This is a genomic window from Faecalibacterium sp. HTF-F (assembly GCF_023347535.1).
In the GTDB taxonomy this organism is placed as follows: domain Bacteria; phylum Bacillota; class Clostridia; order Oscillospirales; family Ruminococcaceae; genus Faecalibacterium; species Faecalibacterium wellingii.
In genome coordinates this window covers 1,658,146-1,681,749 of sequence record NZ_CP094473.1, presented here as the reverse complement: position 1 = coordinate 1,681,749, position 23,604 = coordinate 1,658,146, and the positions used below count along the sequence as shown (strand labels likewise).

The following is a 23,604-nucleotide window of genomic DNA, read 5'->3' as shown; positions in this document are numbered from 1 at the left end:
GTGGTAGGAGGTTTTGCCATGACAAAGGATATGACACAGGGCAGTCCGCTGAAGCTGATCCTTGCGTTTGCGGTGCCGCTGATGCTGGGCAGTCTGTTCCAGCAGTTCTATAATCTGGCCGATACCATCATCGTGGGCCGCTTTGTGGGCGTGGAAGCGCTGGCCGCTGTGGGCAGCGTGGGCGGTTTGAACTATCTGGTGCTGGGCTTTGTGAACGGCATCGCCTGCGGTTTTTCCATCCCGATTTCCTGGACCTTCGGTGCCAAGGATTACAAGGAAATGCGCCGCTACACCGCCAATACCGTGTGGCTGTCCATCGCTTTTGCCACGGTGCTCACCATCGTTACGGTGGCTATGACCCGGCTGGTGCTGGTGTGGACGAACACCCCGGCCGATATCATCGACCTTGCGGATATCTATATCCGCACCATTTTTGCAGGCATCCCCTTCACTCTGCTTTATAATGTGACCAGCGCCCTGATGCGTGCACTGGGCGACAGCAAGCGCCCGCTGTATTTTCTGCTGGTGGCCAGCGTGCTGAACATCGGGCTGGACCTTGCCTGCATCATTGTGCTCAACATGGGCGCATTCGGTGCGGCCTTTGCTACCGTGTTCAGTCAGGCGGTGGCGGGCCTTGGCAGTCTGCTGTACATCATGCGCCACTACCCGGAGCTGCGCTGGAGCAGGGAAGAGGGCCGTTTCAGCCTGACCCACTGCGCAAAGCTGTGCAACATGGGCATCCCCATGGGCCTGCAGTGCAGCATCACGGCCATCGGCAGCGTGGTACTGCAGGGCGCTGTGAATGGTCTCGGCAGCGACATCGTGGCTGCGCAGACTGCAGGCGGCAAGGCGGCGCAGTTCCTCAGCGTGCCGCTGGAGAGCATCGGCACCGCCATGACCACCTACACCAGCCAGAATATGGGCGCCAAAGACCTTGGCCGTGTGAATCGCGGCGTGAACACCGCCCTGGGCATTGGCTGTGTGTACAGCATTGCGTCCTTCCTTATCCTGCGCGTGACGGATAAGCTGCTCATCGGCCTGTTCCTCGATGCGGGCGAGACCGCGATCATGGCCAATGCTCAGAGCTTTATCTTCTGGAACAGCGTTTTCTATATCCCGCTGGCGGTGCTCATCATCTACCGTTACACCATTCAGGGGCTGGGCTTCTCCGGTCTTGCCATGTTCGCCGGCGTGGCCGAAATGGTGGCCCGCGCAATGGTGGGCTTCTGGTTCGTGCCGCTGTGGGGCTACTTTGCGGCCTGCATCGCAAACCCGGTGGCGTGGTTCTTTGCCTGCTTCTTCCTCATTCCGGCCTACTTTGTGGTGCGCAGAAAGCTGCAGAAGGAAAAGGACATCGAGAAAGCGCACGACGCGCAGGCGGCAAAGGCCTGACGCGGCAGCGGGAATATTTATAATAGCACAAGCCAGCTGGGCCTTCGGGTCTGGCTGGCTTTTTTGTGTGGAAGAAAACGACTTTTTGCAAAAGTGCTGAAATTTCAAAAAGTTCTTGACAAAAATCCTCGGGGGGGGGATAATAAGGGAAATTCTGGAAGCAGAAGGTTTTGATTGAGGAGGAAAATCGAAATGAAACTGAGAAAACGGCTTGCAGCGGTTTTTTTATCTGCGGTGATGATCCTGACCGGACTGACGGCCTGCGATGGGACGGCCCCGGCGGGTCCGGCAGAGCTGACGTGGCAGAACTCCCGCACCAAGCAATATTTTGATGCAAAGGGTATCAAGGCGCAGGAGTACACCCTGACGGCGGATATGATGGCCAGTGGACAGAAGGTGGAGCTGAAATACGCGATTAGGGGCAAACAGGCCGGATATGAGACCGCGGCCGACCATAAGCTGCGTGTGGATGCTGACGGCAATGTTTACCTGATAGGTTCCAGAGGCGGCAACAAAGAATGGTGGAAGTATCCGGCTGGCAGCCCGACTGCAGATAGCTATGCTGCTTCCATCCGGGCGTGTTACGGCTATTTTACGCTGCCGACCGATCAGAACGTTGGCTCCATTTCGGCAGGAAAATACAAAAAAGATGATAAGACGTATGACACGGAAACACTCAAGGTGCATCAGGAGAACATTTATGCAACCTATACTTACTGCTACGATGGCAACGAGCTGAGCTTTATTCTGGTGGAACCCATTGTCGGCATGGAAAACATTGAGCTGAAACCCGTTGCGGATGAAGCAGTGCTCGCGATCCCGTCGGATTACCGTGTGATAAATGATTGAACGAACAGAACCGGAAGCATACCACCACACACAGGTGTGAGTGAAGTGCTTCCGGTTTTGTGTTTGTCTGTTGACTCTTCTGATTTACAAATCCCGCCAAAAGCGTTATACTACATATGATTGTGTATCTGGCAGGAGGTGAGCGTATGGCAGAACTGGAACAGATCGAAGGCACCGTGGAAGATATCATCTATGAAAATGAGGATAACGGTTACACCGTGTTTGAACTATCCGGCGGCGGGGTGGTCACGGTGGTGTGCGGCATCGTGGGGGAACTGCACGCAGGCGAAAGCGTGGTATGCCGCGGCCGGTATGAGAACCACGCCACCTATGGCCGCCAGTTCCACGCACAGGAGTGCGAGACCGATATGCCGAAGGATCTGGAAGCTGTCTACGCCTTTCTGGCCAGCAAGTCGCTGCCGTATATCGGAGCCAAAACAGCGGATAAGATCATCGATCTGTTCGGGGCTGAGGCACTGGAGGTGATCGCCAACGACCCGGCCCGGCTCACGCAGGTGCCCGGCATCTCTGCCGACAAGGCCGACCGTATCCAGCAGGAGTTCAAGCGGATGTTCGGGATGCGGGAGCTCATTGCCTATCTGGCTCAGTTCGAGATCAGCCCCCGCAGGGCGATGGAAGTGTTCCGCACCTTTGGGCCCGGGGCCATGCAGGCCATTGCGGCAAATCCCTATCTGCTCTGCGGCGAACCGCTGCAGCTGGACTTCCGCCATGCGGACAGCATCGCCCAGTATTACCATATGGAGGGCGACTGCGCCCAGCGGCTGGAAGCAGCCCTGCTGCGCACCCTGCGCCACAACGCAGGCAACGGCCATACCTGCCTGCCGCGCACCCAGCTGCTGGAAACGGCGGCGGGCTTCATCCATCAGCCGCCGGAAAAGCTGGCCGCAGCACTGGATGAATGCATCCGAACCGAAGAACTGCGGGTGAAGCTGTTCGATGGCACACCTTATATCTATCTGCCCGACCTGCTGGAAGCCGAGGAGGATATTGCTGCCCGGCTTGCCATGCTGACAAAACGGGGCAAAAACACCGCCCGTGGGCTGGATAAAAACATTCAGATCCTGGAACTGACGCAGGGCTTTGCCTATGCACCTTTGCAGAAGGAAGCCATCCGCAAGGCCATGACTGAGAACTGCCTTGTGCTCACCGGCGGCCCCGGCACCGGCAAGACTACTACCGTCAACGCCATCCTGCAGCTGCTGGAAGATCAGGCAGAGAGGGTGGCGCTGTGCGCCCCCACGGGCCGCGCAGCCAAGCGCCTGAGCGAACTGACCGGACGCAAGGCCAGCACCATCCACCGTCTGCTGGAGGTGGACTACACCGGCGGCGTGGTCAGCTTTATCCATAACGATAAGAACCTGCTCAAGTGCGATGTGGTCATTCTGGACGAAATGAGCATGGTGGATGTGAAGCTGTTTCAGGCCCTTATTGCGGCGCTGCGCTACAGCTGCCGCATCATCATGGTGGGCGATGCCGACCAGCTGCCCAGTGTGGGGCCGGGCAACATTCTGGGCGAGGTGATCCGCTCCGGGCTGGTGCCCACGGTCTGCCTGAACGAGATCTTCCGGCAGGCGGCGCGCAGCCTGATCGTGGAAAACGCCCACCACATCATCAGCAGCGAGCCGCTGCAGAAGGGCGGCAGGACCGACGACTTCTTCTTTCTGGAATCGGACGGCGATGCGGCCCGGAAGCTGGTGTGCGATCTTGTTACCACCCGCCTGCCGCGCAGCTATGGCTTTGACCCGATCCGGGATATTCAGGTGCTCTGCCCCACAAAGCTGGGCCCCACCGGCACGCAGGCGCTGAATGTGGAGCTGCAGAATCTGCTCAACCCGGAGCAGAAGGGCAAGCCTCAGCTGCAAAGCGCGTCCCGGGTATTCCGGGTCGGCGATAAAGTGATGCAGGTGCGCAACAATTACGAGATCATCTGGAACCGCATCGGCGGGGAACAGGGAGTGGGTGCCTACAATGGCGATATCGGCATCGTGGAGAGCATCAATCCCCGTGACCGCTCCATGGTGGTGCGCATGGATGACCGGCGGCTGATCTATCCGGCAGAGAACCTGGGCGAGCTGGAGATCGCTTACGCCATCACGGTGCACAAGAGTCAGGGCAGCGAGTTCCCGGCGGTGATCCTGCCGGTGGCGCAGGTGCCGCCGCGGCTGTGCTACCGCAACCTGTTCTACACCGGCGTTACCCGCGCACGCAAACTGTGCATCGTGGCAGGCCGACGGGACGTTGTGAACCGCATGATGGGAAACACCCGCCAGAATCTGCGCTACAGCGGCCTGTGCTATCTGTTGCAGGCAGAGCTGCCGCCGGAGCAGATGAAAACAGAGGAATGACCGATGCCTGCAGAGCAGAATCTGCCCGGGAAGCCGTTCAAAACCGGTATACTTTTTACGGCAACTATGCTATACTGTAAGCTGGTATGATTTCCGGCCTGCATCAACAGGCCGTTGTTTCGATAGAGGAACCAGAAAGGAACAGAGAATTTATGGCACAGAACGATATCGGTATCGACCTTGGTACCACCACCATCATCATCGCACAGGCGGGGCAGGGCGTTGTACTCAACCAGCCCAGCGTTGTGGCAATGGACACGCGCAAAAACACCGTGCTGGAAGTCGGCGATAAGGCTCTGGCCATGGTGGGCCGCACCCCGAACTATATTTCCGCGATCTTTCCGCTGAAAGACGGCGTTATCAGCGACCACACCATGACCCGTGAGCTGATCTGTCGCTTTGTCAAGCAGGTTTACAACTCCCATATGGTCAAGCCCCGGGTGGCAGTCTGCGTGCCTGCTGCGATCACCGGCATCGAAAGCGATGCTGTGGTGGAAGCTGTGGTGGCTGCTGGTGCCCGTCAGGTGTATCTGATCGACGAGCCCATTGCCGCCGCTCTCGGTTCCGGCATCGATATCACCCAGCCGGAGGGCCGCATGATCATCGACATCGGCGGCGGCACCACCGATATTGCAGTGCTGAGTCTGGGCGGTAAGGTCAAGGCCACCAGTGTGCGCGTGGCCGGCAACCACTACGACGAAGAGATCCTCAAGTTCGTGCGCAACAAATACAGCGTGGCCATCGGCCAGCGTACCGCTGAGGAACTGAAAAAGAATGTGGCCTGCTGCCCCCAGAAGACCGATTTCCACGAGACCATGGAGATCAAGGGCCGCAGCCTGCTCACCGGCCTGCCGGTGCGCGTGAATGTTTCCACCGATGATCTCTACGATCCGGTCATGATGCTCAGCGAGCAGATCGGCACCGCAGCCCATCAGGTGCTGGAAAAGACCCCGCCGGAGCTGGCCGGTGATATCTACCGCAACGGTGTCATGCTCACCGGCGGCGGTGCACAGCTGCATGGCCTGACCGAGTATCTGAGCGAGGAGCTCAAGGTGGAAGTGACGGTTTCGCCCGACCCCGTGAACTGCGTGGCGCTGGGCACGGCCATGAGTCTCGGCCTGAACGACAAGCTGGAGACCGGTTTTATGGACGCAACGCCCCGCATCGGCCGCCGGTAAGCCCGACAGGCTGCAGCAGAGAAAAAGGCGGACACGATTTATCCATGCACCCGAATGAAAGCGGCAAAAAGAAAAATTGTCGGTTTTTATTGAAATGAATTGGAAAATAAGGTATAATATTTCCAAATTGATTTTCTGCTGACGACCTCGGGGCCGGATGCGGATTCTGAAAAACAGGAGGAAAACCATGGATTTAGGTTTTGACGTGGTCGTTACCATTACCGGCATCGTACTGGTGTTCTTGATCCTTATCCTGCTGATGGCCATCATCACGCTGGAAGGCAAGATCTTCGATTCGATGGGTACCAAGAAAAAGGCCGCAAAGGAAGCCGCCAAGGCTCCCGCCGCAAAGCCCGCTGCACCCGTGCAGCAGGCCGCAGCCGCTCCCGCTCCTCAGGTGGAAGAGGGCATCCCCGGCGATGTGGTCGCTGCCATTATGGCTGCGATCCACGCAATGGGCAACGGCAAATACACCCTCAAGGCCGTGCGCCGCAGCAAGAACGGCTGGGGCAATGCGGGCGTGAATGACACCACCGCACCGTTTTAACAGAGGAGGAAGAGCATGACACAGTTTATTGATACTCTGGTCGGTATTTTCCAAAGTTCCGGCTTTGCACGCTTCGGTGAGCCGGGCGGCTACCTGTACGCGATCATGATCTGCGTGGGCTGCTTTTTGCTGTACCTGGCCATCGTCAAGGAATTTGAGCCGCTGATCCTGCTGCCGATGGCATTCGGCATGATCCTGGCAAACCTGCCCGGCAGCGGCGTCATCCACATGCAGTATTTCGTTGGTGACGGTCTGGAACACCCCATGTGGGTGGAGATCCTGAACAACGGCGGTCTGGCCGATATGCTCTACATGGGCGTTAAGCTGGGCATCTACCCGCCGCTGATCTTCCTGGGCATTGGCACCATGACCGACTTCGCACCCCTGATCTCCAACCCCAAGAGCCTGCTGCTGGGCGCTGCCGCTCAGTTCGGTATCTTCGGTACTTATATGGGCGCTCGCCTGCTGACCGCTACCGGTCTGGTGGACTTCACCCAGAAGCAGTCTGCTGCAATTGCCATCATCGGCGGTGCAGACGGCCCTACTGCCATCTTCGTCACCTCCCGTCTGGCTCCTGAGCTGCTGGGCTCCATCGCTGTTGCAGCGTACAGCTACATGGCTCTGGTGCCCGTCATCCAGCCGCCCATCATGAAGGCTCTGACTTCCAAGAAAGAGCGTTCTGTCGTGATGAAGCAGCTGCGCACGGTTTCCAAGACCGAAAGGATCATCTTCCCCATCATGGTCACCATCGTGGTGTCCCTGATCGTGCCGGATGCCGCTGTTCTGGTCGGCATGCTGATGCTGGGCAACCTGATGAAGGAGTGCGGCGTTGTGGATCGTATCCAGAAGACCGCCGGCAATGAGCTGATGAACATCATCACCATCTTCCTGGCACTGTCCGTTGGCTGCACCACCTCTGCAAACACCTTCCTGAACACCCGCACCCTGTTCATCATTGTGCTGGGCCTGATCGCATTCTCCTTCGGCACTGCCGCAGGTGTGCTGTTCGGCAAGCTGATGTATGTGCTGAGCGGCGGTCAGGTGAACCCCCTGATCGGTTCCGCAGGTGTTTCCGCTGTGCCTATGGCTGCCCGTGTTTCTCAGAAGGTTGGTCAGAGCGAGAATCCCTCCAACTTCCTGCTGATGCACGCAATGGGCCCCAACGTGGCAGGCGTTATCGGCTCCGCTGTTGCTGCCGGTATCCTGATCAACATTTTCGGCTAAGCATTTCCTGAAAAACGATTTTCCCGCCCGTCGGTTCGCAAGAGCTGCCGGGCGGTTTTTGTTTTACGATTTGAAATGCCCGCCGCGTTTGCTTTGGGCATAAAATAAGGAAATTATATTATTTATTTCGTGTTTGTCGCAGCCTGCGGGCTGCTCCAAACACATTTTCACAAAAAGGTCGTAACGAAAAACGGCTGCTGTTTTATCAGATGCAATTTTTCTCTATGACCTCTTTCGTGAAAAAGTAACTCCGAAAAGCCCGCAGGCTTTTCGGAGTTACAAATTATAAAAATATTTTTTCCGCTGAAAATAGCCAGAGCGAACGCGGCGGCTATTCTCAATCGTTTTAAAATGTGGTATACTGTACTTTGATAGTATAAACATAAAAGGAACAGGGGAAACCATGGCAACAGATCTCACACAGGAATTCTGCGCTCTGCGCGATACCTATATCGAAAAACAGTTTGGCCGCCTGAACGATATGCAGCGGCAGGCGGTGTTCACCACTGACGGCCCGCTGCTCATTCTGGCCGGTGCGGGCAGCGGCAAGACCACTGTGCTGGTCAACCGCATTGCCAATCTCATCCGGTTCGGCTCAGCCCACGGCTCCAGACAGACGCCGCGCCCAGCCACCGAGGATGATGTGAAGGCTCTGCGCAACGCCATTATGACAGGCACTGCCGTGCCCGGCTGGCTGGATGGGATGCTGCGCCAGAACGCGGTGCGCAGCTGGAACGTAATGGCAATCACCTTTACCAACAAGGCGGCAGGGGAGCTGAAAGAGCGTCTGCGCCGGATGTTGGGCGGTGAAGAAGGCGATGAGGTGTTCGCATCCACCTTCCACTCGACCTGTGTGCGCATCCTGCGCCGCTGGGCAGAAGAGATCGGCTATCCCCGCAGCTTTACTATCTATGATACGGACGACTCCCAGCGTGTGATGAAGGCGGTCTACAAAGACCTGAATGTGGACGATAAATTTCTGCCCATCAAAGCGGCCATCAACCAGATGAGCCGCTGGAAGGATCAGCTTGTCAGCCCGGAACAGGCCCTCGCCAGCCCTGCAAAGGACACCAAGGGTGCGCTGACCGCCCGCATCTATGCCGCTTATGAAAAGCGCCTGAAGGAAGCTGGTGCCTTTGATTTCGACGACCTCATCTACCAGACCGTGCAGCTGCTGGCCGAACATCCGGATGTGAGGGAGTTCTACCAGAACAAATACCGCTACCTGCTGGTGGACGAATATCAGGATACCAGCGTGGCACAGTTCCGTCTGGTCAGCCTGCTCACTGGTCCGGAGCGCAATATCTGCGTGGTGGGCGATGACGACCAGAGCATCTACCGCTTCCGTGGGGCTACCATTGAGAATATCCTCAACTTTGAAAAGCTCTATCCCGGCACAAAGACCATTCGCCTGGAACAGAACTATCGCTCCACCTCCAATATCCTGAATGCCGCCAACTGCGTCATCCAGCACAACACCGAGCGCAAAGGCAAGACTCTGTGGACCGACAACGGCGAGGGCGACAAGGTGCAGGTGTACACCGCCGAAAATGAGCAGGATGAGGCCAGCCACATCGCGGATGTGATCGGCCAGCACCTGAAAGCGGGTGGGCATCTGGCAGATCATGCGATTCTGTACCGTATGAATGCCCAGTCGGCCCCCATCGAAAGCTACTTTACCCGCGCGGGCATTCCTCACAAGATCGTGGGCGGCCAGCGCTTCAATGACCGCAAAGAGGTCAAGGACATCCACTCCTATATGTCTATTGTAGCGAACCCGCGCGATGATGTGCGCCTGCGCCGCATCATCAACGAGCCTGCCCGCAAGATCGGTGCCACTACCGTGGAGGTCATTGCCGATCTGGCCGGGCAGGAGGGCGTGAGTATGCTGGATATCATCAGCCACGCCGACCAGTACGCAAAGCTCAGCCGTGCCGTAATGCCACTGCTCAAGTTCTGGCAGATCTACCAGCGCCTGCAGGACTCTCTGGAGACCCGCACACTGGACGAGTTTGCAGCCGATGTGATCGAGCTGACCGGCTATAAGGCAATGCTGGAAGCAGACGCTGCCAAGGGCCACGAGGACGCGGCAGACCGCCTGCAGAACCTTGGTCAGCTGGTGAACAATGTCAAGAACTACTGCGACCAGCACGGTGAGGAAGCCACGCTGGAAGGCTATCTGGAAGACATCGCCCTCATCAGCGATATCGACAGCTACAACGAGAGCGCAGATCAGGTGGTGCTGATGACCATTCACTCTGCAAAAGGCCTTGAATTCCCTTACGTGTTCCTCATTGGAATGGAAGAGGGTGTATTCCCCAGCGAAATGAGCAAGTATTCCGAAGCGGACCTTGAGGAGGAACGCCGTCTGGCTTATGTGGGCATTACCCGCGCCAAAAAGGAGCTGTACATCTCCAACAGCGTTTCCCGGATGCTCTATGGCCGCACCCAACGCAACGAGCCCAGCCGCTTTTTGCGGGAGATCGAGCCGGAGTATATCGAGGAGACCCGCAGTCCGGTGCTGGAACAGCGCTCCCGCTTTGGCGGCTGGGGCGACAGCTATAGTGATACGGTGCCCGGCGGCGCATCCGGCTATTCCGGGCCGTCCGGCTGGGGCCGCAGCGCAAGCGGCTATGGAAATGGTTACAGCGCGGGCAGCCGCAGCGGTTATCTGAACCGGGAGTACAATGCAGGCGAGAGCCGTGGCTTTGGCTCTGCCTACGCAAACCGGGGCAGCAGCGGCGGCCATGGTTCCGGCTACGGCCGCAGTGGTGGAAGCACTGGTTATGGTGCAGGCTATGGTTCTCAATATGGTTCTGGAAATTACAGCGGTGCAGCGCAGAAAAAAACTGAAAAGCATATTTCCTTTACAGGCACTCCTGCCCAGAAACCGGCCTCTGCCGGCCCCAAACACTACGAACCCGGCGACATTGTGGAGCACAAGGTGTTCGGCCGGGGTCAGGTGGTGGCCGTGAAGCCCGCCGCCGGAGATCAGATCGTGGAGATCAACTTTGAAAAGGTAGGCATCAAAAAGACCATGGCCAATTTTGCACCCCTCACCAAAATCACTGCGGAGGAATAACAAACTTATGATGACTGTTCGTTTGATCGCCCATACCCCGGAACCCGAAAAGGTAGTGGCCGCAGCGGCAAAGCTGTGCTATTCCGATGCCCACATCACCGATCTGCTGGACGGGCTGGACGAAGAAAAAACTGCAAAATTCCTGACGATGCTCAGCGATCTGGGCCATGCCAGCCCCATTGAGCACGCCAGCTTCACCTTTGGCATCGAGGGGGTCAGCCGCACCCTGCTTGCCCAGATCACCCGCCACCGTATCGCGTCCTTCAGCGTGCAGAGCCAGCGCTATGTGCGGCTGGATGACTTCCGCTATGTGGTGCCGCCGGAGATCGAAGCCATTCCGGAAGCAAAGGCGGCTTTCCTTGCCAGCATGGAAGAGGACGCCAGACGTTATCTTGATCTGGCTCATAAGCTGGAAGAGGGCCACACTGCCCGCCTGATGGCCGAGGGAATGCCCGAAAAGCAGGCACGCGCCAAGGCCAGCAAGCAGGCCAACGAGGACGCCCGCTTTGTGCTGCCTAACGCCTGCGAGACCAAGATGGTGGTCACGATGAACGCCCGCAGCCTGCAGAACTTTTTCCACCTGCGCTGTTGCAGCCGTGCCCAGTGGGAGATCCGGGAGCTGGCCGAAAAGATGTTCGGGCTGGTGTACCCGGTGGCACCGCATATCTTTGCAAAGTCCGGCCCGGCCTGCGTGAGCGGCCCCTGCCCGGAGGGAAAAATGTGCTGCGGAAAAACCGCTGAGGTGCGCGCAAAATATGCATCCATCAAGGAGGCTGCAGGCGTATGAGCAAGGGAAAACTGATCGCCATTGAAGGATTGGATGGCAGTGGAAAGGCCACGCAGGCAAAGCTGCTGGCTGGTTATCTGGCCGCACAGGGCCTTGCGGTGCGCGAGGTGAGCTTCCCGGACTACGGCAGTGACTCCAGCGCCCTTGTAAAAATGTATCTGGCCGGGCAGTTTGGTCAGCATCCGGACGATGTGAACGCCTATGCGGCCTCCAGCTTTTATGCGGTGGACCGCTACGCCAGCTACAAAAAAGACTGGGGCAGCTTTTACGAGAACGGCGGCATCGTCATTGCAGACCGGTACACCACCTCCAATGCGGTGCACCAGTGCTCCAAGCTGCCGCCGGAGCAGTGGGAAAGCTTTCTCGGCTGGCTGTTTGAGTTTGAATTCCATCTGCTGGGCCTGCCTGTGCCGGATGAGGTGATCTACTTACAGGTAGACCCCGCCGTGAGCCAGAAACTGATGACCCAGCGCTACCACGGCGACGAGAGCAAGAAGGATGTGCACGAGAAGGACACAGAGTATCTTGCCCGCAGCCGCCGCGCCGCCGAGTATTGTGCCGCGCACCTTGGCTGGGCCGTCGTGCATTGCACCAGCGGGGACAACATGCGCAGCATCGAAGACATTCAGGCCGAAGTGCAAAAAATCGTTCTAAAAAACTAAAAGACGAACCAGTTTGCAGGGCCTGTGTGTCGGTAGCTTTCTCCTCAGACACGAAATACGGGTTGCGGCACCCAGCAGCTGCTTCGCATCCGCTTGCATCTCGCTGGCCGCGGCCCCAACAACAGCTCCCTATTTCCGCCACTGGCGGTGGTCACTGTTGTTGCAAACCATTCCATCGCCCGCCCGATTGCCTACGGCAACAGGGTCCCATCCCAGCGGACGGTCTTCGGAGAAACTACCGACCCGCAGACTGATGACAGCGTTTCTGACATAAATTTCGATAAGAGGGGGTATCCTGACAGATGTATCGTTTGATGCAGCCGGGTGACAAACCGGCAGTGCTGGCCTTGTGGCAGAGCCAGCGCAATGAATCGGAAGAATTTGCCAAAAAGGCCATTGAGCAGTTTGCAGGCGAGCAGAACGTCTATGTCGCAGAAGAAAACGACGAGATCGCAGCTGTAGCGCTGGCAGTTCCTGTCACGCTGCAGGGCCGCACCGGCACCTATTTATATGGCCTGTGCGGCGAGGGAAGCCTGATCCTGGCGGGCCTTGTGGACTATCTGTGCGCTCAGCAGAAGCTGCGCGGCGCAGGCTTTACGGTGGCCGTGCCCACTGGTCCGGAACAGGCTGCGTTTTTGCAGGATAAGGGCTTTGCATGGGCATTCCCACTGCGGTGTCTGCCCCGCGAGGTAGAGCGCAACTTGTGGAGTCAGGCGGAGTTTGACTCGGTCACAGCCAAAAAGCTGTGCGAGCTGCGGGAGCGTTTCTGGCCCGATACGGTGCAGTTCAGCCCGGAGCGCATGGCGGTGGTGCTGGGCGACCTCTATTCTGCCGGTGCAACCATCGTTTCTACAGAACAGGCATACGGCATCTATTTCCGCAAGGAGGACACTCTCTATTTTGTGGAGCTGCAGGCTGACAATGACCGCGCTGCCGAAGTGCTGATGGAAGCCGCCCGCGAGAAGGAAGTAATCGTGGAAAAGGCAGTCATCACCGTGGGCGCAGCGCAGCCGCTGTTCCTCGGCGAGGGCAAGCGGCAGGAATACGGGATGATCCGCTTCGATGCGGAACCCTTTGATGTGAGCGAAAGCTACATGCGTCTGATGCTGGAAAACTGATATAAATAAGGAGTGCATATGGCACAAAAAAGCTCTCAAGCCGCCCGCAAAAAGGGTGGTGTATGGAAGATCCTGCTGGTGCTGGTGGTACTGCTGGCACTGGCCGTTGGCGGGGCGCTGCTGTTTGCGCGCAATGAGATCAGCGGCAATGGCAGACCCGGTGCGGAGGTGACGGTAAGCATCCCGCAGGGCAGCGGCGTTTCCGCCATTGCGCAAAAGCTCAAAGATGCGGGAGTTATCCGCTCGGCCTATCTGTTCCGCTGGTATGTGGGGCAGAAGGGCGCGGCGTCAAAGCTGCAGTATGGCGATTTCACCTTGCAGAAGAGCGCCTGTTCTTACGATGCCATCATTGCGGCCCTGTCCACCTACGCCAAAGCCGAGACGGTGCGCGTGACCATTCCGGAGGGAACGACTGCCATTGCCATCGCCCAGAAGATGGAAGCTGCGGGTCTGTGCAGCGCGGAGGATTTTTTGAAGGAAGCCAACGAGGGTGATTTCAGCAAGTACACCTTCTGGCAGTATGTGCCGGACGATGTAGACGCGCCCGACCGGTTTATGAAGTGTGAGGGTTATCTCTTCCCGGACACCTACGAATTTTTGAAGGATGATACCGTGCACAACTATGTGGCAACCTTCTATGCGCAGTTCGATGCACAGATCACAGAGGAAATGTACGCAGAACTCGAAAAGCAGGCTATGACCCTGCCGGAGCTGATCACACTGGCATCGTTTGTTCAGGAGGAAGCAGGAAACAGTCAGGACTCCAATGTGGCGCAGGTGTTCCGCAACCGTCTGGCCGATGGCTCACCCTATCCGCGCCTGCAGAGCAACACCTCCAGCCACATCCAGAGCGACGATGACAACAATTATCTCTGGAACTGGGTGGCACCCTACTATGGCGGCTGGGATAAGATCCCGGAAAATATCGTGGCTGCGTATGATACCTACAGTTGCACCGGCCTGCCTGCCGGGCCGATTTCAAACCCCGGCCTTGCGGCTATCAAGGCTGCGCTTACCCCTGAGCCGGATGAGGCTGCAAAGAACGCGTATTTCTTTGTCACCGACCTCAAAGGCAGCTATTACTATGCGCAAACCCTGAGCGAACACAACGCCAACTGCAAGACCGCAGCGGCGGTGAACAAATCTATGAATACGGAAAAATGAGAGGAATTTGAATTATGCTGCAAATCCCGGAACTGCTGGCTCCGGCAGGCGATCTGGAACGCCTGCGCTATGCCATCAACTACGGTGCCGACGCCGTCTACTGCGGCCTGCCTGAATTTGGTATGCGGTCGGCACCAGCCAATTTTACACCGGAACAGTTGGCAGAGGGCGTCATCTACGCCCATGCCCGGGGCCGCAAGGTCTACCTGACCATGAACACCCTGCCCACCAATGAGGAAGCAGACCGTCTGCCGGAAGCGATCCGGGAAGCGGCCAAGGCCGGTGTGGACGCCTTCATCGTGGCAGATCTGGGCGTGCTGGATGCCTGCAAGACTTTTGCACCGGAGATCGATGTGCATATGTCCACCCAGACGGGCATTACCAACTGGGCTGCGGCCCGCGCGGCCTACAATATGGGCGCAAAGCGCGTGGTTCTTGCCCGTGAAATGACCCTGCAGGATATCGCCATCCTGCGCGATAAAACGCCGCCAGAGCTGGAGATCGAAGCCTTTGTGCATGGTGCAATGTGCATGAGCGTCTCGGGCCGGTGCCTGCTTTCCAACTATATGGCGGGCCGCGATGCCAACCGCGGCCAGTGCGCCCAGCCCTGCCGCTGGAAGTACTACCTGAGCGAGGAGACCCGCCCGGGCCAGCTGTACGAGATCGGCGAGAACGAGAACGGGAGCTACATCCTCAATGCAAACGATATGTGCACCGCCCCTTTCCTTGACCTGATCTGCAAGGCAGGTGTGGACAGCCTGAAGATTGAAGGCCGCGCCAAGACTTTCTATTACGTGGCCAGCGTTACCGCTGCCTACCGCAAGGCGCTGGACGCCTATCTGGCAGACCCCGCTAACGACAACTTTGAGCTGCCTGCCGAGGTGTACGAGGAGCTCACCCGTACCAGCCACCGCCACTACTCGCCCGGTTTCTACTTTGGCCGCGAGCAGGCCAGACAGGCTACCGACAGTGCTACTTACATCCGCGAGTGGGAGTTTGTGGGCACTGTGGAAGGCTGGGAGAACGGCGTTGCTTCCTGCCAGCAGCGCGGCAAATGGAGCCTTGGGGATACGCTGGAGGCCCTTTGTCCGGATGGCCGCAGCATCCCGCTGAGCCCCGAGTGGATCGAGAACGAAGCCGGGGAGCGGGTGGAAAGCACTCCCCACGCCATGGAAAAATACACCATTCCCACGCCGGAGCTGCCGCCCATGAGCCTGCTGCGCCGCAAGACGGTGTAAAAAGCTGCGTTCATTCGGCGCACTCTGCCTGCAAAAACGGATCCTGAGCCATATTTTGGGCCGAACAGAGACGCAGCGAAAGATCATTGATTTAAGAGGGAAAAGAGACTATGGAAGCAACACGCCTGTGCCCCTACTGCCTGCAGCCGCTGCCCGATGGAGCACAAAGCTGCCCGCACTGCGGCAAAAGCTTTGCCGGACGCAACCCCGGCGGCACACTGCCGGTGGGAACGGTGCTGGCCGGGCGCTACACCGTAGGGGAAATGCTCAGCATCGATGGTGAGGGTATCCTGTACCGCGGCGCAGAAAATCTGGGCCGCTTCCGGGTGACCATCAAAGAGTACCTGCCCATTACCCTCACGGCAGAACGTACCATCGGCAGTGTGCTCCGCCCCAAGACCGGCAGCGAGGTGCTGTTCAAGACCACCCGTATGGATTTTGCAGATCTGTACCACTCCATCCAGCGCATCACACCGGCAAACGGTCTGGAAGCGGTGCTGGATGTGGTGGAAACGAACAACACCGTCTATGCTGTGCTGGAAAATCCGGGCGGGACCCCGCTGGATCAGTGGCTGGAAAACCACCCCGGCCCCATCCGTCCGGACGACGCCTGTGCGATGCTGCAGCCGGTGTTTGAGGGCGTGGCTGCAATGCACAAGATCGGTCTGGTGCACCGGGGCATCTGCCCGGAGAACATCCGGGTGATGGAAAACGGCCGCTGCCGTCTGGCGGGCTACGCCACAGTGGGTCTGCGCACAGCGGGGAGCGGCCTGCACGAGCAGCTGTACGAAGGCTATTCCGCCCCGGAGCAGTATTCCACCGCAGAGTTCGAGGGCCGCTATACCGATGAATACAGCCTTGCAGCGGTGTTTTACCGCATGGTGTGCGGGCAGGCTCCGGTGCCTGCAGCACAGCGTGTGGTCGCAGACTCCAACCCGCGGGCAAAGTCCGTTAACGGCAGCCTGCCGCTGTATGTTTCGCAGGTGCTGCAGCTTGGCCTGCGTCTGCGGCCCATGGAGCGCATCCAGACCGTGCCGCAGCTGTATCAGGCCCTTTCCTCCAAGGAATACACGGCAGAGCTCACCCGCACCATGAAACCGGAGACTCCTGTGCGCACGGCCCCGCCGGAACCGGAACGCAAGGAGCATCTGCTCAGCCTGAAAGCACTGCTGGCGGGTATCCTGATCCTGCTTTCCATTCTGATCCTGCTCACGCTGTGGGGTATTCTGGGCCGTAAAAATGAATCGGCCTCCTCGGCAGTGGAGCCGGAGCCTGCCAGCAGCGAAGTGATGGTGCCGCAGAACCTTGTGCCGAACTTTATCGGCATGGACTACACGCAGGTGCAGAACAACCGGGAGTACACCAGCATGTATCTGTTCTACGTCACCGAGGAATACAGCGACACCGCCCCGGCGGGCCAGATCATCCAGCAGCAGCCGGATGCAGACACCGTGCTCAAGGCAGGGGAGACTATCCGTCTTGTGGTGAGCAAAGGCCCGCAGATGGTGGAAATACCCAACATCATCGGCTTTACGCAGGATGGCGCAGTGAAGGAGCTGGAAGCCCGGGGCCTTGTGGCCAGCTGCTTTATGGTGGTGAACGACGGCTCCTATGCATCGGGCTGTGTCGTGCGCACCAGCGAGGAGCCCGGCACTCGTGTAGAGGTGGGCACGGTCATTACGGTATATATCGCGGCAGACCCCAGCGTGCAGATCACTGTCACGCCGGAGGAACCTGCAGCGACAGAGCCCACCACGGAGCCGGAAACGCCTGCGGCAGGTGCTGCCGACCCGGCGGGAGATACGGATTAAACAAAAGGAAAACGGGCTCGCCCTCTCAGGCGCTGACGATAACAGAATAACAAAAGCAGAAGCGGGAGCCTTTACGGGCTCCCGCTTCTGCTTGTTTAGGATAGGAAAGAGAATGGCTTGGTTAAAAATGCAGCTGCCGCCTTACGGAGAGCTTACAGGTTGGTGTAGCCCATCAAAAAGCGGTCAACCTCGGCGGCGCAGTCACGGCCTTCGCGCAGGCCCCAGACCACAAGGCTCTGGCCGCGGCGCATATCGCCGCAGACGAACACCTTTTCTACATTGGTTTTGAAGGTGTGGTCTGCTACGTTGCCGCGTGCGGTCAGCTCAACGCCGAATGCATCGGCTACGTAGTTTTCGCAGCCGGTAAAGCCTGCGGCGATGAACGCCAGCTGGCAGTTGTAGGTAAATTCTTCGCCGGTGGGCACCATGTTGGTGCGGCCGGTCTCGGGATCCCGCTCCGGCTTCAGGTAACTGATCACGGCACCGGTCAGATTGCCGGCATCGTCCTTCAGGAATTCCTTCACGGTGGTCTGGTAAACACGGGGATCCTTGCCGAACCTGGCAAGGCACTCGGTCTGGCCGTAGTCCACCTTCAGCACACGAGGCCATTCCGGCCACGGGTTGGAAGCTGCACGCTCCTTGGGCGGCTGAGGCATCATTTCCAGAGCCACCAGATCGGTGCAGCCCTGACGCAGGGCCGTACCCTGACAGTCGTTGCCGGTGTCGCCGCCGCCGATGACCAGAACATTCCTGCCCTTGGCATCGATGGCTTTGCCATCTGCAAACTGGCTGTCCAGCAGGCTTTTGGTCACGCTGGTCAGGTAGTCCACCGCAAAGTGCACGCCGTTGGCGTCGCGGCCCGGTACGTTCAGGTCGCGGGCCTTCTTGGCACCGCAGCACAGAACCACGGCGTCAAAACTGTTCAGCAGTTCTTCGGCGGCGACCGCACCGCCCACGTCCATGTTGGTGCGGAACTCCACGCCCTCGGCCTGCATGATCTTGACCCGGCGCTCGATGACGGATTTGTCCAGCTTCATGTTGGGAATGCCGTACATCAGCAGGCCGCCCACACGGTCGGCACGCTCGAACACAGTCACCGCGTGGCCGCGCTTGTTCAGGTATTCGGCTACCGAAAGGCCGGAGGGGCCGCTGCCCACCACGGCTACGCTCTTGCCGGTGCGGGAGGGCGGCGGTGCGGCGTGCAGCCAGCCCTTGGCGTAAGCCGTCTCAATAATGGCGTGCTCGTTCTCGCGCACGGTCACGCTGCTGCCGGTCACATCGCCGCAGGTGCAGGCTGCTTCACACAGGGCAGGGCACACCCGGCTGGTGAACTCCGGAAAACGGTTGGTAGCCATCAGCCGATGCATGGCCAGCTCCCATTTGCCATGATAAACAAGGTCGTTCCACTCCGGGATGAGATTGTTCAGCGGACAGCCGGAGGCCATGCCGCCGATCATCATGCCGGCCTGACAGAAGGGAACACCGCAGTCCATGCAGCGTGCCGCCTGCGTCTGCTGCTCCTCGCGGGAGAGCCAGACGTGAAATTCGTTGAAGTTTTCAATGCGCTCCAGCGGCGGTACATCCGTGCTGGTTTTGCGCGTATAATCCATAAATCCTGTTGTCTTACCCATGACGCTGCCCTCCTTACTTCTTCTTCTGCACCGTATAGAATGCTTCGATCTGCGCCTGCTCACCGTCCAGACCGCGCTCCTCAACGGATGCGATCACGCGCAGCATGCGGTCGTAATCGTAAGGCAGAACTTTCTTGAACTTGGGCAAAAATTCGCTGAAATTGTCCAGGATCTCCTTGCCGCGGGGGGAGCCGGTGGCTTCCACATGCGCACGGATGAGCTCTTTCAGGGTAGCAACATCGTACTTGTGCTCGACGGGCTCCAGGCTGACGGTCTCCTTGTTCACGCGCTGGTAGAAATCCCAGTTCTCGTCCAGCACATAGGCAATGCCGCCGGTCATACCGGCTGCAAAGTTTTTGCCGGTCTGACCCAGCACCACCACGGTGCCGCCGGTCATGTATTCGCAGCCATGGTCACCCACGCCCTCCACAACGGCGGTAGCACCACTGTTGCGCACGGCAAAGCGCTCACCGGCCACGCCGGAGATATAGGCCTTGCCGCTGGTAGCACCGTACAGGGCCACGTTGCCGGTGATAATGTTCTCCTCGGGCTTGAAGGTGATGCCCTTGGGCGGACGCACGACGATCTTGCCGCCAGACAGGCCCTTGCCCATGTAGTCGTTGCAGTCGCCCACAAGATCCAGCGTCAGGCCGTTGGGGATGAAGGCACCAAAGCTCTGACCGCCGGCACCCACGCAGTGGGCGGTGTATACGTCATCCGGCAGAGTGTTGCCGTATTTGCGGGTGATCTCACTGCCAAAGATGGTACCAAAAGCACGGTCGGTGTTGGAGACATTCAGCTCCACGCTCTGTGCAGCCTTGCTGTTCAGCTTGAACTTCTTCATCAGCACCTTCATATCGAGGGTGTTTTCCAGATGGAAGTCGTAGGTGTCCTCCTTGACAAAGTGGACGTTGCTGTTCTCAATGGCAGGATTGTGCAGGATGCAGTCGAGGTTCATCTTGGAAGCACGGCTGCCGGATGCAGTCTCCTTCACGCGCAGCAGGTCGGTGCGGCCCACCAGTTCATCGATGGTGCGCACGCCCAGCTTTGCCATGTACTCGCGCAGCTCTTCGGCCACGAAGGTGAGGTAGTTGATGATGTATTCCGGCTTGCCGTGGAAGTTTTTGCGCAGCTCCGGGTTCTGGGTGCAGATGCCCATGGGGCAGGTGTCCAGATTGCACACACGCATCATCACACAGCCTTCGGCCATCAGCAGGGTAGTACCAAAGCCGAACTCTTCAGCGCCCAGCATGCAGCTGATAGCAACATCACGGCCGGAGAGCAGCTTGGAGTCGCTCTCAATGCGCACGCGGGTGCGCAGACCGTTCAGGATCAGGGTCTGGTGGGTCTCCGCAATGCCCAGCTCCCACGGCAGGCCTGCGTGCTTGATGGAGGTGCGGGGTGCTGCACCGGTGCCGCCGTCGTAGCCGGACACCAGAATGACCTGTGCGCCGCCCTTGGCAACACCGGCAGCAATGGTGCCGACGCCTGCCTCGCTCACCAGCTTGACATTGATGTTGGCGCTGCGGTTGGCGTTCTTCAGGTCGTAGATCAGCTCAGCCAGATCCTCAATGGAGTAGATATCGTGGTGCGGCGGGGGAGAGATCAGGCCCACACCGGTGGTGCTGTGGCGGGTCTTTGCGATCCACGGATACACCTTGGCACCGGGCAGGTTGCCGCCCTCACCGGGCTTTGCGCCCTGTGCCAGCTTGATCTGGATCTCTTCGGCGCTCACCAGATACTTGCTGGTGACGCCAAAACGGGCAGAAGCCACCTGTTTGATCTTGGAATTGCTCTCGCTGTGGTAGCGCTCCTCAGGCTCGCCGCCCTCACCGGTATTGCTGCGGCCGCCCAGACGGTTCAAGGCGATGGCAATGGTCTCATGGGCTTCGCTGCTCAGTGCACCGTAGCTCATGGCTGCGCCCTTGAACCGCTTGACGATGCTGGATACCGGCTCCACCTCTTCCAGCGGAATGCCGCCGTCAGGAGCATAGTTGAAGTCCAGCAGGCTGCGCAGATGCACGCCGTCAGTGCCCATGCTGTCCACCGTGCTGGTGAACTGCTTGAAAGCAGAGTAATCGTTGGTCCAGCAGGCCTTCTGGAACAGATGGATGGTCTGGGGGTTGAACAGATGTTCTTCCTTGCCGCTGCGGAATTTGTGGGCACCGCTGTCGGCCAGCTCCATGTTGATGTCCAGACCCAGCGGGTCAAAGGCTGCATTGTGCAGGGCCTCCACATCGGCCTGAATGTCCTCAACGGTAATGCCGCCCACACGGCTCACGGTACCGGTGAAGTACTTATCGATGACATCCTTGGAGATGCCCACTGCCTCAAAGATCTGGCTGCTCTGGTAGCTCTGGATGGTGGAAATGCCCATCTTGGAGGCGATCTTTACGATGCCGTTCAGAATGGCGTTGTCGTAGTCCTCCACGGCTGCGTAGTAATCCTTATCCAGCAGGCCCTCGTCGATGAGCTGACCAATGGTCTCATGTGCCAGATAGGGGTTGATGGCGCAGGCACCATAGCCCAGCAGGGTAGCAAAGTGATGCACCTCGCGGGGCTCTGCACTTTCCAGAATGAGGGCCAGCGCAGTGCTCTTCTTGGTGCGGATCAGGTACTGCGAAACCGCCGACACTGCCAGCAGACTGGGAATGGTCACATGGTATTCATCCACATCGCGGTCGGACAGGATGATGATGTTGGCACCCTCCTTGTAAGCACGATCCACCTCAAGGAAGACGCGGTCAATGGCCTTTTCCAGACTGGTGTTCTTGTAGTAATTGATGGAGACCGTGGCGACCTTGAAGCCGGGCACATTCATGTACTTGATCTTCAGCAGGTCGGTGTTGGTCAGAATGGGGTTGTGCACCTTGAGGACCTTGCAGTTTTCGGGCTTATCCTCCAGCAGGTTGCCGTGGGCACCGATGTATACACTGGTGGAAGTGACCACCTTTTCACGGATGGCATCGATGGGCGGGTTCGTCACCTGCGCAAAGCGCTGCTTGAAATAGTTGAACAGCGGTGGATGCTGGTTGCTCAGCACAGCCAGCGGGGTGTCGGTGCCCATAGCGCCGGAAGGCTCTGCGCCTGCCCGGGCCATGGAGAGGATCATGGTGTTCACATCCTCATACTTGTAGCCGAACACCTTTTGCAGGCGGGTGAGCTGGCTGCCGGTGTAGCTTTCCACCTTCACATTGGGGATCTTCAGCTTGCTGAGCTGCACCAGATTGCGATCGATCCACTCACCGTAGGGCTCACGGCTGGCGTAGAACTCCTTGAGCTTTTCGTCATCTACCACTTCACCCTTGACGGTATCCACCAGCAGCATTTTGCCGGGGCGCAGACGATCCTTGACCAGAATGTTATCCGGCTCGCATTCCAGCACACCCACCTCGGAGGACAGGATCATGCGTCCGTCCTTGGTGATGTAATAGCGGCTGGGACGCAGGCCGTTGCGGTCCAGCACAGCGCCCATCACGTCACCATCCGAGAAGAGAATGGCGGCAGGGCCGTCCCAAGGCTCCAGCATGGTGGCGTAATACTGGTAGAAATCGCGCTTTTTCTGGCTGATGTTCTTGTTGTTCTCCCAGGGCTCCGGGATGGTGATCATCACGGCCAGCGGCAGATCCATGCCGTTCATCACCATAAATTCCAGCGCGTTGTCCAGCATGGCGGAGTCAGAACCGGAAGTGGTGATGATGGGCAGGATCTTGTTCATGTCGTCCTGCATGATGGAGCTGGAAATGCTCTCTTCACGGGCCAGCATGGCATCCGTGTTGCCCTTAATGGTGTTGATCTCACCGTTGTGCAGGATAAAACGGTTGGGGTGGGCGCGCATCCAGCTGGGGTTGGTGTTGGTGGAGAAGCGGCTGTGCACCATGCCAATGGCAGACTCGTAATCGGGGTCCTGCAGGTCGGTATAGAACAGGCGCAGATCATGCACGAGGAACATGCCCTTGTAAACGATGGTGCGGCTGGACAGGCTGGGCACATAGGTGCCGTTGCTGGCCTGCTCGAACACGCGGCGCACGATATACAGCTTGCGGTCAAAATCAATGCCCTTGCTTACCTTGGCGGGCTTTTTGATGAAGCACTGCCAGATGGCGGGCATGCAGTCGCGGGCCTTCTGGCCAACAGCATCCGGGTTCACGGGAACCTTGCGCCATGCCAGAAACTCAAGGCCCTCTTTGCGGGTGACCACCTCGAACAGCTTCATGGCCTGCGCACGCAGATGCTCGCTCTGCGGGAAGAAGAACATGCCCACGCCATATTCACGCTCGTTGCCAAGGCTGATGTTCAGCTCTTCGGCCACTTTGGAGAAGAACTTGTGGCTGATCTGCAGCATGATGCCCACGCCGTCACCGGTCTTGCCTTCAGCATCCTTGCCGGCACGATGCTCCAGCCGCTCCACAATGGACAGCGCATCGTCCACCGTCTGATGGCTCTTGCGGCCCTTGATGTCTACCACAGCGCCAATGCCGCAGGCATCGTGCTCAAACTGTGGGTCATACAGACCAAGGGTGTTTTTCTGCTCTGTAAAGTTTTCCATAGACTT

Annotated in this window: 15 protein-coding genes; 13 read left to right on the top strand and 2 right to left on the bottom strand. The window is 58.4% G+C overall.

Features of this window, described 5'->3' with window-relative positions; genetic code table 11:
- Positions 1 to 18 precede the first annotated feature (18 nt).
- The 13 genes from MTP37_RS08040 (at position 19) to MTP37_RS07980 (ending at position 17,418) form a co-directional block, all read left to right on the top strand.
- Complete coding sequence (locus MTP37_RS08040) at positions 19 to 1,392, top strand: MATE family efflux transporter (RefSeq protein ID WP_249236811.1); 1,374 nt, start codon at positions 19 to 21, stop codon at positions 1,390 to 1,392.
- Positions 1,393 to 1,584: 192 nt separating this feature from the next.
- Positions 1,585 to 2,241 carry a hypothetical protein gene (locus MTP37_RS08035; protein ID WP_249236809.1) on the top strand — a complete coding sequence of 219 codons (657 nt, stop codon included), beginning with the start codon at positions 1,585 to 1,587 and terminating at the stop codon, positions 2,239 to 2,241.
- 146 nt (positions 2,242 to 2,387) lie between these two features.
- Positions 2,388 to 4,607, top strand: a complete 2,220-nt coding sequence (recD2, locus tag MTP37_RS08030) for an SF1B family DNA helicase RecD2 (protein ID WP_249236807.1) — start codon at positions 2,388 to 2,390, stop codon at positions 4,605 to 4,607.
- Between the two features lie 152 nt (positions 4,608 to 4,759).
- Entirely contained in the window at positions 4,760 to 5,785 is a 1,026-nt protein-coding gene (mreB, locus tag MTP37_RS08025; protein ID WP_249236805.1) for a rod shape-determining protein, read from the top strand.
- A 187-nt stretch (positions 5,786 to 5,972) separates the two neighbouring features.
- Entirely contained in the window at positions 5,973 to 6,332 is a 360-nt protein-coding gene (locus MTP37_RS08020) for an OadG family transporter subunit (RefSeq protein WP_249236803.1), read from the top strand.
- A gap of 15 nt (positions 6,333 to 6,347) precedes the next feature.
- On the top strand, positions 6,348 to 7,556 hold the full coding sequence (locus MTP37_RS08015) for a sodium ion-translocating decarboxylase subunit beta (protein ID WP_249236802.1): 1,209 nt from the start codon (positions 6,348 to 6,350) through the stop codon (positions 7,554 to 7,556).
- Between the two features lie 403 nt (positions 7,557 to 7,959).
- The gene (locus MTP37_RS08010) at positions 7,960 to 10,638 is read left to right on the top strand and encodes an ATP-dependent helicase (protein ID WP_249236801.1); all 2,679 of its coding nucleotides are present in this window, start codon (positions 7,960 to 7,962) and stop codon (positions 10,636 to 10,638) included.
- 7 nt (positions 10,639 to 10,645) lie between these two features.
- Positions 10,646 to 11,425 (top strand): FAD-dependent thymidylate synthase, encoded by a 780-nt coding sequence (gene thyX / locus MTP37_RS08005; RefSeq protein ID WP_249236800.1) that lies wholly within the window; start codon positions 10,646 to 10,648, stop codon positions 11,423 to 11,425.
- A complete protein-coding gene (locus MTP37_RS08000) occupies positions 11,422 to 12,087 on the top strand; it encodes a dTMP kinase (protein WP_249236799.1) in 666 nt (221 codons plus the stop codon). Before thyX ends, MTP37_RS08000 begins: the two co-directional genes overlap by 4 nt.
- 302 nt (positions 12,088 to 12,389) lie before the next feature.
- A complete protein-coding gene (locus tag MTP37_RS07995; protein WP_249236798.1) occupies positions 12,390 to 13,205 on the top strand; it encodes a GNAT family N-acetyltransferase in 816 nt (271 codons plus the stop codon).
- Positions 13,206 to 13,223: 18 nt separating this feature from the next.
- Positions 13,224 to 14,369: an endolytic transglycosylase MltG gene (gene mltG, locus MTP37_RS07990; protein ID WP_249236797.1), complete on the top strand. Its 1,146-nt coding sequence runs from the start codon at positions 13,224 to 13,226 to the stop codon at positions 14,367 to 14,369.
- A gap of 14 nt (positions 14,370 to 14,383) precedes the next feature.
- Complete coding sequence (locus MTP37_RS07985) at positions 14,384 to 15,607, top strand: peptidase U32 family protein (RefSeq protein ID WP_249236796.1); 1,224 nt, start codon at positions 14,384 to 14,386, stop codon at positions 15,605 to 15,607.
- 110 nt (positions 15,608 to 15,717) lie between these two features.
- On the top strand, positions 15,718 to 17,418 hold the full coding sequence (locus MTP37_RS07980; RefSeq protein WP_249236795.1) for a PASTA domain-containing protein: 1,701 nt from the start codon (positions 15,718 to 15,720) through the stop codon (positions 17,416 to 17,418).
- Between the two features lie 152 nt (positions 17,419 to 17,570).
- Here MTP37_RS07980 and MTP37_RS07975 read toward each other — a convergent pair whose 3' ends face one another.
- Positions 17,571 to 19,049 carry a glutamate synthase subunit beta gene (locus tag MTP37_RS07975; protein ID WP_249236794.1) on the bottom strand — a complete coding sequence of 493 codons (1,479 nt, stop codon included), beginning with the start codon at positions 19,047 to 19,049 and terminating at the stop codon, positions 17,571 to 17,573.
- Between the two features lie 13 nt (positions 19,050 to 19,062).
- Positions 19,063 to 23,598, bottom strand: a complete 4,536-nt coding sequence (gene gltB, locus MTP37_RS07970; protein ID WP_249236793.1) for a glutamate synthase large subunit — start codon at positions 23,596 to 23,598, stop codon at positions 19,063 to 19,065.
- Positions 23,599 to 23,604: the final 6 nt, after the last annotated feature.